Here is a 13,246-nt window from a genome sequence, read left to right on the forward strand (position 1 = left end):
AGGTGGACCATACCCTGTTGCATTCCCTCAGAATGACTCGTTTGTCGGCCTAACCGTTCAGTCAGAACGTAAATTCTTTTACTTCAGGGTCGTTCAGCAGCCGTTTGATGCATTTCTCGTGGTTTTTCTCCGAGCCGCTCACCCGCCAGTGGCCGATAATCTCCGTACCGATCCGCTGCTGATGACTGCGCGTGGGCGAAAGACCGCACTCTTCGAAAAACTTCTCGTACTGAGCCAGTGTCTTGTTCCGGAAAGGAGTCACAATCTTGTACTCCCGCAGCTGATTCCACTTGCTGATGCGCCTGGACAGGCCCGACAACAGCAACAACGATCCCAGCACGAACCCGAAACCCGTCAGCGCAATGTCGTACTGACCGCTGCCCAGACACATCCCCAGCGCCGACACGACCCATACGACCGCGGCTGTGGTCAGGCCCTTGACCCGGTTCTCTTCCCGGAAAATGATGCCGGCACCCAGAAATCCGATGCCATTGACAATGTTGGCCGCAATACGATCGGTGCTGTTGCCGCCAATCCGTACCGACACCATCGTGAACAGCGCCGAGCCAACGCAGATCATGATCATGGTCCGGAACCCGGCGGCCTTACCGCGGTATTCGCGCTCGGCCCCGATCAGCCCGCCAACCAGCAAAGCCGCCACCAGGCGGAGTATGTCTTCTTCAGAAAAAAGCATCGGATCAGGTGAAAAATGTAATAATACGCCTGTACGCTGAGTAACGATTGGCCGACCCGGACAAATGCCCCCCGACTTATTCAGAATCCCCTATCCATTACTCGTTTTTGCCGAACCTAACCGACCCTAAAACCGTTAAAACCTAGATAGAGTTTACCCTACTGACTCCGAATGAATTCAACCACGGAAACCGAACCACTGCGTTCCGTTGACCACCTCGACCCCCGGCAGTTTATTATCATCAAAGGGGCGAAAGTACATAATCTGAAAGGAATTGACGTTGCCATTCCGCGCAACAAGCTGGTGGTACTGACGGGCCTGTCGGGTTCCGGTAAATCATCGCTGGCGTTCGATACGCTCTTTGCCGAAGGGCAGCGGATGTATGTCGAAAGCCTGAGCAGCTACGCCCGGCAGTTTCTGGGCCGGATGGAAAAACCCGAGGTCGAGTACATCAAAGGGGTGTCGCCGGCCATCGCCATCGAACAGAAAGTCTCGACCCGTAACCCGCGCTCTACTGTGGGCACTTCGACCGAGATTTACGACTACCTCAAGCTGCTGTTTGCCCGGGCCGGTGTTACTTACTCGCCCGTGTCGGGCCGGGAGGTGCGCCGGGATAGCGTTACCGATGTGGTCAACTACATCTTCTCCTTTGAGGCTGGTCCAGATGGCGCTGCTCAGCGCGTCATGATTACGACGCCCCTGATCATCCACGAAGGCCGAACGCTCGACTACGAATTGAAAATCCTGCTTCAGAAAGGCTACACCCGTATTGTGGCCGATGGCGATTCGACGGGTCGGCAGGTGATGCAGATCGAAGACCTGCTCGAAGCCGATGGCACAGTCGCATCGGCGCTGCCGCCTTTTCTGGAAATCCTCATCGACCGGGGCACCGTAACGTTCGATGAACAGGGCCAGCCCGACGAAGATACGCAATACCGCTTTTCTGACTCGGTACAAACGGCTTTCAACGAAGGCGATGGCGTATGCCGGGTCGATGTGGTCGGTAAAGAGTCGCGTACCTTCTCCGACAAGTTTGAGCTGGACGGCATCGCCTTCGAGGAGCCGAGTGTAAACCTGTTTACGTTCAACAACCCCTACGGAGCCTGCCGCCGGTGCGACGGTTTCGGAAAAGTGCTTGGTATCGATCCTGATCTGGTCATTCCCGACAAAAACCTGTCGGTCTTCGAAGGGGCCATTATGCCGTGGCGGAGCGAAAAGATGAGTGAGGAGTTTCTGAAGCCGCTGCTGCGGAACGGTATCCGCTTCGACTTTCCCATCCATCGGCCCTACAAAGACCTGACCCCCGCCGAGCAGGAGTTGCTCTGGACGGGTAACAAATACTTCGACGGGCTCAACGCCTTTTTTCAGTACGTTGAAAGCCAGACCTTCAAGGTGCAGTACCGCGTGATGCTGTCACGCTACCGGGGCAAAACGACCTGTCCCGAATGTCGGGGGTCGCGCCTGCGCCGGGATGCGAGCTACGTAAAAGTGGCGGGCAAATCGATTACGGATCTCGTACTCATGCCTATTACCCAAACGGCGGCTTTCTTCCGCGAGCTGGACCTGCCCGCTCACCAGCAGCAGGTTGCCAACCGAATCCTGATCGAAATCCGCAATCGGCTCGATTATATGGAGCGCGTTGGGCTGGGCTACCTGACGCTCAACCGCCTGACCAACTCGCTCTCGGGGGGCGAATACCAGCGGATCAAGCTGGCTACCTCGCTCGGCTCGGCCCTGGTCGGGTCGATGTATATTCTCGACGAACCCAGCATTGGGCTGCACCCCCGCGATACCAAACGGCTGGTCAGCGTACTCGAATCGCTCCGCGATATGGGCAATACCGTCATCGTCGTTGAGCACGAAGAAGAAGTCATGCGGGCGGCTGATCAGCTCATCGATATCGGTCCCGACGCCGGTACGGGGGGCGGCCATCTGGTATTTCAGGGGACGCTGAACGATGCTCTGCTGGAAACGGGGATTGACCACCTGCTCCCGGCCAACCCGGCCCTGCGGTCCCATACGCTCGACTTCCTGACGGGTCGCGAAACGGTGCCGGTGCCGGCTTTCCGGCGTAAGGCAACGAACTACATCGAGCTGAAAGGCGCCCGGGAAAACAACCTGAAAGACGTAGACGTGCGGATTCCGCTCAATACGCTGACGGTTGTAACGGGTGTGTCGGGGTCGGGAAAAAGTACACTCATCCGGAAGGTGCTGTACCCGGCGCTGATGCGTCACAAAGGCGATGCGGCCGAAGAAGCCGGCAAATACGCCGAGCTGAGCGGCTCGCTCGATCGGGTGCAGGCCATCGAAATGATCGACCAGAACCCCATCGGCAAGTCGAGCCGGTCTAACCCGGTTACTTATATCAAAGCCTACGACTACCTCCGGCAGGTCATGGCCGAACAGCCCGTGTCGAAGTCGCGGGGATACAAGCCGAGCCATTTCTCGTTCAACGTCGATGGCGGTCGCTGCGAGGTTTGCCAGGGCGAGGGCGAAGTAAAGATCGAGATGCAGTTCATGGCCGACATCTACCTCCGGTGCGAGGGTTGCGGAGGCCGCCGGTTCAAGCAGGAAATTCTGGAGGTGGCCCTGCGCGACAAGAACGTGTCGGACATCCTGGACATGACCGTCGATGAAGCGATTGAGTTTTTCCGGGAGGCCGAACCGAAGATGGCCGATAAACTCATGCCGTTGCAGGAGGTCGGGCTGGGCTACATCGGCCTGGGTCAGTCGTCGAATACCCTCTCGGGGGGCGAGGCTCAGCGCGTGAAGCTGGCGTCGTTCCTGGGTAAAGGCAATCCTAATAAAGGCGGTACGCTGTTTATCTTCGATGAGCCAACGACGGGGCTGCACTTCCACGACATCCGCAAGCTCCTGTCGGCCATCAACGCCCTCGTCGACCAGGGGGATTCGGTCCTGATCATCGAGCACAATATGGAGGTCATCAAGAGTGCCGACCATATCATCGACCTGGGCCCGGAAGGGGGCGAAACGGGCGGCTATGTAACGTTTACGGGTACGCCCGAAGCCATGGTCGCCCTTCCCGAAGGCGAGAACTACACTGCCGATTTTCTGCGCGGCAAGGTGTAAGGGTATCATATCGATAGCGCCATGCTGCCGCCGTGTAATCGATAAACCAACTTCCGGAGCAAGGGTTGCGAAATAACAGCGCCAGACAGTACAAATATGTAGGCGCACCTTCTGTTATACATATTGTACCAAACACAATCCCGCCGTATCAGGTAGAATCATTCTACCTGATACGGCGGGATTGTGTTTGGTATGCCTGATTATAAGCGGTTGAGGGCCGTTCCGGTACGCGCTCCTGAAAAATACCCAAGTCTTTAAGTGCTGATTGGCCCGGAATGGCGCGCTTTCTTCCTGATGGCTTTGCCCACCCTGCAGGCTTGCGCCCTGTGCAGTTGTTACGCCCCCTGATTTACGCGGCTTCTACGGTTTTATACGATAAAAAAGCTGGCCTGTTCCCAATTTTCACCACTGAGTAAGCTCATCATTGTCATTTTTATCATAAACCAAAAGGTTGTATACGCAATAAATAGGCCAATTATTACTAAAAAGTTTAAGCATTTTTACTTATTAACAATTTTTTGCGAAACTTTCTACAACTCCCCCCGTCTTAGTCAGTGGTGACATATCATCTGAATAATGGTTGATAGGCAATATGTCATTTGGCTAGAACCAGTACAACCCAAAATGTGGTATGCTATGAGAGAATTATACAAAATTTTTTTTGAAGTCATGCTGGCCACCATGTCTTCGGCTTTAAGTAGAATCCTCAGGGTACTGCCTACCCGCCTTAGTCGCAAAAATCCGTCGGGCATTACACTTACTGGATGGGGGTTCTTTACAACCTGGATATCCTATCAGATCCAATCGACCACTATCCGGAACGAGATACTATGGCCCCTGCAGAAAGCGACCAGTTTTGACTTCGACTTTACCAAGCCAGCTTATATCTACAACGATGCACTGATGCCTGAATCAGCTACTACGTCTCTCTTTAAATCGGCCCGGTTCTGGGCTATTGTATCTGTGGCAACCCGAAGCGTTAGCATGAAACGCTTTTCGGTAGTCGCCTGCTAGACGCTCAATCCCTGGATTGACTTAATAGATAGTGTCTACGTTGACGGAGAGCTGGTTTCGCGGACCAGCAACTCGTCAGCGCATCAACAACAATTTTTCACAAATCCCCAAACAATTCATGCAAAACAATTACAACCTGGGCCGTATACTTCGGCTTACCGTAGCACTTTCATCAATCATTGGAACGCTCAGCACCGCCTGGGCACAATTTGCCATTAAGGGAGTCGTCAGAGACGATAAGAACAACCCACTGCCAGGTGTATCGATCGTACTGGCAAAAACAACAACCGGCACTACGACCGACGCCCAAGGCGCTTATTCATTGAAAGCCGGAAACGGATCGTATAAAGTTAGCTACTCGTTTATCGGGTTCACGGCGATTACTAAAGATGTAACGGTATCGGGTGGGGACGTTGAAGTCGATGTGCAGTTACAGCCTTCAACGGCCAGCCTGTCGGAGGTAATCGTGGTTGGTAGCCGGGCTTCGCAGCGCACCGTAACCGACTCGCCCGTACCCATCGATGTATTGTCGGCCAGTGAGTTGCGTACCACGGGTCAACCTACTTTCGATCGGTCGCTTCAGTATCGGGTACCGTCGTTTAACACCGTTAACACGCCCGTAAACGATGCAACGACGCTGCTCGACCCCTGGGAGCTTCGCAACATGGGCCCCAGCCGGACCTTGATTCTGGTTAATGGCAAGCGTAAAAACCTCAGTTCGCTGCTGTATGTGCAGTTCTCGCCGGGTCGGGGCGAAACCGGGGTCGATATTTCGGGTATTCCGCAGCAGGCCATCAAACGGGTCGAGATTCTGCGCGATGGTGCTTCGGCCCAGTACGGCTCTGATGCTATTGCGGGTGTTATGAACATCATACTGAAAGATAAATTCGATTACACCAGTCTGGACGTAAACACCGGTGTGACTTCGCAGGGCGACGGAGCTATGTATAGTATAGCCCTTAACGGCGGTAGCAACCTCAGCAGTAAAGGATTTGTGAACTACACGGCTGAGTTTATGAAACAGAACAGCGCAGTGCGTTCGGGTATTGTCGATGTGCCGACCGAGATTGCCACTTTTGGCGACGGCACTGGCGGACCGCAGGACCAGCTCATCAAAGCCTATCTGAAAGACTACCCTACGGCCAATAACATCAACGGTACGGGCGACACGCGGGCTGCCAAGTTTGCACTGAATGCGGGCGTCAGTCTGAACGATAACCTGCAACTCTACGGAAATGGAGCCTTCATTGCGAAGCGGGTAGAAAGTTTTGCCAACTATCGGACTCCTTACTGGCGCCAGGATCGGGGCCTGCTCCACAGCGTTACCGATAACGGTGGTAAAAACTACCTGACTCAGGCTACGCTCGCGTTTCCGACCCAGGATAATGTAGACATGTATCGGGGCTACATCGGTTACGTGCCAACGTTCGAGGGGGACATGATCGATTATAATGCTACCCTCGGTGTGAAAGGTGAAACCAACGGCTGGAAGCATGACGTGAGCCTGACAACGGGATATAACTCGCAGGTTTATACGGTCGATAATACCGTGAACCGGACCCTCGGCAAAGCCAGCCCCACTCGCTTCAAACCCGGCGGCTATTCGTTCGGGCATATCGTGGGTAACATCGATATATCGAAGCAAGTGAATGAGAAGCTGGGTATCGCCTTCGGTATGGAAGCCCGCTCCGAAAAATACACCATAACAGCTGGTGATACGGCTTCGTATAGTGGTGAGGGTTCAAACTCATTTCCGGGTCTGGCGGCTGTCAATGCGGGGTCGAATCAGCGCTTCAATATCGGTGCTTACTTCGACCTGAGCTACGACATTACGAAGGATTTCCTCGTCAACGGTACCTTCCGCACGGAGAACTATAGCGACTTCGGGAGTGCCAATGTCTGGAAGTTGTCGTCACGGTATAAAATAGCTGATGACAAAATTGTGCTGAGAGCTTCGGCATCAACAGGCTTCCGGGCGCCAACGCTGCACCAGATCTACGCGCAGTCTACCCAGGCCGCTTTCGTAGGGGGAACCATTCAACTGTCGGGCCTTTTCAACAACCGCAGTGCTCAGGCGCGCGCATTGGGCATTCCGGCCCTGACGCCCGAAAACTCGACCAATATCACGGCGGGTATTGCGCTCAATCCGTCTAAGAATCTTAGCATTTCGCTCGACTACTACAGCATCAATGTGAAGAACCGGATTGTGTATAGCTCGTCGATTTCGTCGTCTGACCCGAAAAGCCTGCTGGGCGGTATTCTGCAACAGGCTGGCGTAAGAACAATTCAGTTCTTCATCAATGGTATCGAAACAACCACCCAGGGTCTTGACTACGTAATATCGTACCGGAACCTGCCGGCTGGTCAGGGTCGTATCGGGTTTAACCTGGCGGGTAACTTCGTGCTGGACAACCGTATCGACGGTGCGCCTGCCGATCCTGCTGCCATCAAAGCAGCCGGTTCGAGTATCCTGAATACGCAGATCCGCTCACTGCTGACCGAGAGCCGGCCCCGGTACAAGAGCATCCTGGGTATAGATTACAGCCTCGGCAAGTGGAACATGAACCTGAACAACACGCTCTTCGGGTCTACTTCGTTCCAGGATCTGGACAACGGCGGATCGGCCATGGAAAACATCAAAGCCGTATTTAAACCAGCCGTGGTTACCGATCTGAGCCTGGGCTATATGTTCAGCAAGAACATAAGCGCTACCGTAAACGTGAACAACCTGCTCAACGTACTGCCTAAATGGGATCTGGTTGCTCAGAACGAAAAGGGTAGCCAGGCCATCAACACGCCTGAGAAAGAGTCGCTGCTGCGGGGCTTCCTGGGTTTCAGCGGTCGCTACAGCATTCTGGGTTACAACGGCTCGCAGTTCAGCCAATTGGGAACCATGTTCAATGCCAACCTGAACATCAAGTTCTAAGTAGTATGTATGTTCTGAAGTCTGCCGTTTGCCAGGGAAAATGGCAGACTTCAGAACATACAAATGATGAATAAAGAATACCCGCTTATCCACTTTCACCTGTCTGATTGAATTAATCTAACCTAACCTAACCTAAAACCACAGTAACCATGAGAAAGCAACACGTAATTGCCGGAACAATGCTCATTTTGTCAACAATGGGGCTGATGAGCTGTCAAAAGGAACAGGAGGTTACGCCAACGGAAACCGAACAGGAAGTAATTCAGACCACGGATAACTCGGCGATAGAAGAGGGTGCCATTAAATTTACATTGATTAAACCTGCGCTTTTGCGTTTGTCGCACCTACAACAAGCCGCAGTGAACTACAAAACGATCGATGATCTGCTTAACTATTTTAAAGTCAACGGCACTAAGCCTTCTGGCTTGTTTTTCAATGGTGATAAAATTGCAGATGGCCGGGGCGATTCTTATAGTACTCTTAAGCCCGCTGAGATACAACTTGCCAATAATCAGAGGGTCACTCAATCTTCGATGACCAGGTCAGCTGATACACTATTGCTTGACAAAATTATCGACAATACGAAGAGCACGACTGCGCTACCAACATCCGTATCATTCACAAAAGAAACGGGCTATGCTATCTATCACACAACGACTTCGTTGAGCTACATAACCCAGCCACTTGATGTTAAGTTGAAACTGCATGACTCATCAATCCAATGGAAAATTTTCGGCGGTGGAAAAGATAATAATGTAAAGCTAAGTGCCACAAAGCCTGTCAATGGTCAGTGGTTAGTAAATGTGCCGGCGGGCAAAAAGCTGAAAATAAGTGTCTACAAAGTAAAAGTCACAAGAAACTATACATACCAAGTGTTTATGGACCTGGGCGGCCAAGTGTCTGCTTATTTTTCTACTCCCCAACGAGGAAAGAATTACTTGGGTCTGCCTGCAATCAATTTCTGGACCGGTATCCTGCCTAACGCAAGACCCTCACAAAAGGGTACTGTAACTTCTCAGCAGTATGAATACGTTATAAAGCGTCAATTCATTTGATCAATGATTGAGAAGTACATCGATAAAGTCTTGAATAAAAGACTCTGACTCTGAGAATAGCCCTGAGCGGCTGTCCAAAACTATCTGTTTACGCATCGGAAAGGTAAGCCTAGTCTCTAAGACGGATTAACGCGCAGCTGCGATTGACCGTGCTTTTGGGGGTAGGGGAGACTTTGCCTAAGATAAATACTTTACATTTTGGATAGACGCTCTGGGCTATAGAAGAATTTTCTGGATGGAGGAGCATCCGGCTACAGCCGAAACTAATCGGCAGCGTCCCCCATCTCATTATGACTAACCCAAAACCACAGTACCCATGAAAGCACAACAGCTAATTGCTGGGAGTATGCTCATTGTGTCAACGATAGGCTTGGTGAGCTGTCAGGAAGAGAAGGAAGTTACACCGACAACGACCGAACCGGAAATGGTTCAGACTGCAGGCGACTCGGCTATTGAAGAGGCTGTAAATCAATTTACGCTGGTTAAACCAATGCCCTTACGTTTGTCGCATTTACAGCAATGGGCAATAAACTACAGGACTGTTGAGGATTTACTTAACTTCTTCAAAATCAATAATGTGCGTCCCGATGGTGTGTTTTTCAACGGCGATAAAATTGGGGCGGGACGGGGCGACTTCTACAATACTTTCACGCCTGCAGAAATCCGAATTTCGAATAACCAACAGATTAAGTTAACCGCAACAGTGTCAGTAGAAGACAAGTTGGTGGCTAATAAAATTATCGATAATACTGCCAGGGCTACACCAATCACTCAGAAAGTGAACTATGTAGCTGATACAGGCTATAATATCTTTCACACAACAACGACAACCAGTCCGATCAACCAACCGCTCAGTGTCAATTTAAACTTATTGGGCATGACGTTGCCATTCAGTGTTTTTGGCAATAAGAAAGACAACTATGCTCTCCTAAAAATGACAAGACCTGCTGCAAGTTATTGGGCTGTGACTGCGGCAGCGCGCAGAAAACTCCAGGTACAGATCGTTCGGGTCAAAACTCGGCAAATATTCAATTACTGGGTATATATGGATCTGACCGGTGCAGTGTCGGCCAATTTTGGAAGCCGTCAAAATGGTCACTATTACTGGGCATTTCCAGCCATCAATTTCTGGTCAGGCGTGACGCCCATGGTAAGACCAGCGCAACTTGGTCGGTTCGTAGTTGAGCGTTTCACGTATGTAGCGAAATACAAGTTCGTGTAAGTAGTCACGAATTCGATCAACAGACGCATTCATGGCAAAGCGGTTGACCTGTCACTTATTAGTAGCGGGTCAAGACCAGAGACTCTAATCGCCATGAAACGAATGCACGTACCCTGCTAATTTCCTAACCCTAAGAAATCAAACCATGAAACGTTTACTTTCTCTCGGCCTGCTTACGGTGGGCTTGTGTTTCGGTATTAGCCTTGATGCCAACGCCGGAGTGATGGCGGAGACAATTGAACGGGAGCAATTAATTGAAAAGCTGAGCACCAGCGATAGCTTCGAGAAGTACGCCATGAACGTGACCATCATGGCCGGGCGGGAAGCCATACAATGGGGAGCGCTAACCAGTGAAGAAGCGGTTGCCAAACAGACCCGCCTGAAAAAACTGCTGGAGCAGCCAGCGTATCTGCTTTCTTCTCAAAAAGACGAACTGGCCCAGTTAGCTGGTTATGCCGATTGGGCACTGTACGAAAAGGCTCTCATAACGACACTTTCCTTACGAGATAAACTGCTGGCTACGTTTCCTGAACTAAAAATCATGTCGCAGGACGAAGCCGCATCGGTTCTTACGACTGCTTATTACCGGTTACAAATGAAAATGGGTTCAGGCAGAATGATTGCAGGAACGGCCCAGGAAGTTGTCAATTGTATTGAGCGTGCCAAGGTGAAATTTAATGAATGTGTGAACGGCAAAGCTACGGCGGGTACCAAGGGGGGGATAATGTCTAAAATCAACGACGACTGTACGATAGCCGTGATTTTAGCATCTATAGTGTTTTATTTCAAGATTGATGTTGCACGGGTCATACTGAGAGCTAATCATATCCAGCTCATAGACGGAGGAGTGAATTTTGTTCACAACAACGCAATTTTCACCAGCATATCGGCCATGATGAGTTCCTGTGCTGTTATATCCGGTGTATTTAGTCTGACTAATTATTCGACAAAAGTTGCCGCTTGTAAAGCACAACTGACAAAAGACATCGATTCCTGTAAGCGACTCCTGTAATGCGTAGCAACAAGCCTAAATCTGACACTTCTTTGACTCACTAACCCCTCCAGGATGAAAGTATCTCTACATTTTTTCTTGCGGCTGTTTCGAGGGTTGCGGCCTCTGAGTCTGTTGTTATTGCTGAATAACAGCTGCCAGCCCGTCACGGACTCGCTGAGGCCCCAGGCCGGGCAAGTTGATAACAGCCCGGCAGTACGGGCCTATATCCGCAGTTTAGGCTGCCCCGATTCGCTAATTCATGATGCGGGCGACCACTTTCTGGCCGATGGCGATATGCTGTTTCCCAAAAATATGGCGCTGCTAGGCCAGGCTATCACGACTGACGCAGCGGAAGAGCAGGCTTATGTTCCAACCGGAGGGTTAATCTGGAATGGACTAAGACAGAAACGCGTACGGTTAACCACCACGAGAACGATGAGCGTGTACGAACCGGAGATCAGGGCGGCTATGACATTATGGAACAATTCAGGCAGCAACATTCGGTTTGAGCTAGTGAACAGAACTACTCCCTACGATGTCATCGTCACACAAACCGTAGACCCGAGTCTGGACGATTATTATGCATTGGCCGAATCTCCCCGGAATGGAAAACCAGGGCCGCACATAATTGTCAACTTAACCTACTTTAATCCGCTCGCACGGTCGCAAAAAATTACAGTGTTAGCCCATGAACTTGGTCATACGCTGGGGCTGGCCCATACAGACTGGGCGGCAAAAAATGAACCGACAAGAATCGATCTTGCTTATACGCCCACAGTTGAACGGGCATCGATAATGAATGCCGACTTGACTCAAAGCGGCTGGCCCACCAGATTAACAGCCAACGACGCTAAAGCGCTGCGGGTGATCTACCCAAAGACGCCTTACAATATAAAGCTCAACTGGATCAACCCCACCACCCTGCGCATCAGCTGGTCTGGCCCGCTCCACCCCGTGAAGGGCTACTACGTGAAAGTGACGCCTGTAGACATGGAAAGCAACGGCATTCCCCGCACTCTCTGGGTAGTGGGTACCCGGGCTGGTCTCAATGTAAATGTAGCGAACCCGGTTTGTCAGTGTTCGGTGGCCAGCCTGTATGAGGTGGAGGTGCAGACGGTTTATAACGACGATGCACCCCCGGGTAAGCTGTCGCGCTCGGCCTGGACGGACACGGCCATTCTCTATGCTCGCTGAGGACGTATACTAAACCTGCTCACTTGTTGATGAACCCCTATCTAACCCTATGACCATGCAAACATCCTTACTACTCTTCAGGAAATCGCTGACTGGCCTGCTGGCCGCCAGCCTGGTGTTGGCTACTGCCTGCCAGCCCGTCATGGACCCGCTGACGCCCCAGCCTGAGCAGGCTGATAACAGCCCGGCCGTACGGGCCTACATCCGTAGCCTGGGCTGCCCCGACTCGCTCATCTATGACGCGGGTGATCACTTCCTGGCCGATGGCGACCTGCTGTTTGATAAAAACATGGCGTTAACTGCCAACGGGGCTCAGGAGGAGCAGGTTATACAAAGCTACGATCAGCTCATCTATAATGGCGCTGCCCAGACAAGCATCGACGTATCTGTTGATGCAGCCGCTAAAAAGGCGGACCCAAGTATTGCGGCTTATGTGAAAGGGGCGGTTGATTTACTGAACTATGTGGCAAGCACGAATCAGGTGCGTTTAAAGTTTTATACAGAACAACCCAACGCCAGAGTACATATCAAGGTCGTCGTCGACGACGTACGCATACCGATTAAGTCGATTGGTCAGTATATAACGGGTACTCCGCCCTCCCAAGGCAAGCCAGGCGGGCTGGTAAGCATTCACAAATTCTACTTTAACAACCTAAACTTTTTTGAGAGAGTCAGCTACATGTATCACGCCCTGGGGCATTGTTTGGGCTTAGTACACACCGATTGGAAAAACTTTACGAATGAGCTACCCGCCATCCAGATACCCGGCACCCCGGCATCGGATGTAAATTCAATCATGAATCGAAACGGGGGGGCGTTAGCTGTTAGTAATGCTGATAAAGCCGCCCTCAGAGTCATGTACCCTGCTACGGCCTACGGCTTTAAGTTAAGCTCCGCCTACGAGGCCTTCTCGAACTCATCTCCAGTGTTGTTAACCTGGCGAGGTCCCTTGCACAAAGTCAAAGGCTTCGACGTGGCGTATAGCGCGCTGGGCAACCCTACCGGTGATGGGGTCTATGCGCCTATCACGTTCAAAGCTGGCAACGTGAGCTACTCG

At 51.6% G+C, this 13,246-nt stretch carries 8 protein-coding genes; 7 read left to right on the forward strand and 1 reads right to left on the reverse strand.

Annotated elements, in window-relative coordinates:
• Window positions 1–61: 61 nt before the first annotated feature.
• On the reverse strand, window positions 62–694 hold the full coding sequence (locus EQG79_RS27125; protein ID WP_077922382.1) for an MgtC/SapB family protein: 633 nt from the start codon (window positions 692–694) through the stop codon (window positions 62–64).
• A gap of 171 nt (window positions 695–865) precedes the next feature.
• Between EQG79_RS27125 and uvrA the strand changes: the two genes are divergently transcribed.
• The 7 genes from uvrA to EQG79_RS27160 form a co-directional block, all read left to right on the forward strand.
• The gene (gene uvrA, locus EQG79_RS27130; protein ID WP_077922381.1) at window positions 866–3,784 is read left to right on the forward strand and encodes an excinuclease ABC subunit UvrA; all 2,919 of its coding nucleotides are present in this window, start codon (window positions 866–868) and stop codon (window positions 3,782–3,784) included.
• A gap of 1,132 nt (window positions 3,785–4,916) precedes the next feature.
• Window positions 4,917–7,724 carry a TonB-dependent receptor gene (locus EQG79_RS27135; RefSeq protein ID WP_077922379.1) on the forward strand — a complete coding sequence of 936 codons (2,808 nt, stop codon included), beginning with the start codon at window positions 4,917–4,919 and terminating at the stop codon, window positions 7,722–7,724.
• A 149-nt stretch (window positions 7,725–7,873) separates the two neighbouring features.
• On the forward strand, window positions 7,874–8,779 hold the full coding sequence (locus tag EQG79_RS27140) for a hypothetical protein (RefSeq protein ID WP_129605877.1): 906 nt from the start codon (window positions 7,874–7,876) through the stop codon (window positions 8,777–8,779).
• Between the two features lie 316 nt (window positions 8,780–9,095).
• Window positions 9,096–10,001, forward strand: a complete 906-nt coding sequence (locus EQG79_RS27145) for a hypothetical protein (protein WP_077922377.1) — start codon at window positions 9,096–9,098, stop codon at window positions 9,999–10,001.
• A 145-nt stretch (window positions 10,002–10,146) separates the two neighbouring features.
• Window positions 10,147–11,013, forward strand: a complete 867-nt coding sequence (locus tag EQG79_RS27150; protein ID WP_129605879.1) for a hypothetical protein — start codon at window positions 10,147–10,149, stop codon at window positions 11,011–11,013.
• Between the two features lie 54 nt (window positions 11,014–11,067).
• On the forward strand, window positions 11,068–12,189 hold the full coding sequence (locus EQG79_RS27155) for a M57 family metalloprotease (protein ID WP_129605881.1): 1,122 nt from the start codon (window positions 11,068–11,070) through the stop codon (window positions 12,187–12,189).
• Window positions 12,190–12,244: 55 nt separating this feature from the next.
• Window positions 12,245–13,246, forward strand: a 1,002-nt coding sequence (locus EQG79_RS27160; RefSeq protein WP_165358962.1) for a M57 family metalloprotease, incomplete at its 3' end; no start/stop codon positions are given.

Origin of the sequence: Spirosoma sordidisoli (assembly GCF_004138325.1) — a bacterium.
Classification (GTDB): Bacteria; Bacteroidota; Bacteroidia; order Cytophagales; family Spirosomataceae; genus Spirosoma; species Spirosoma sordidisoli.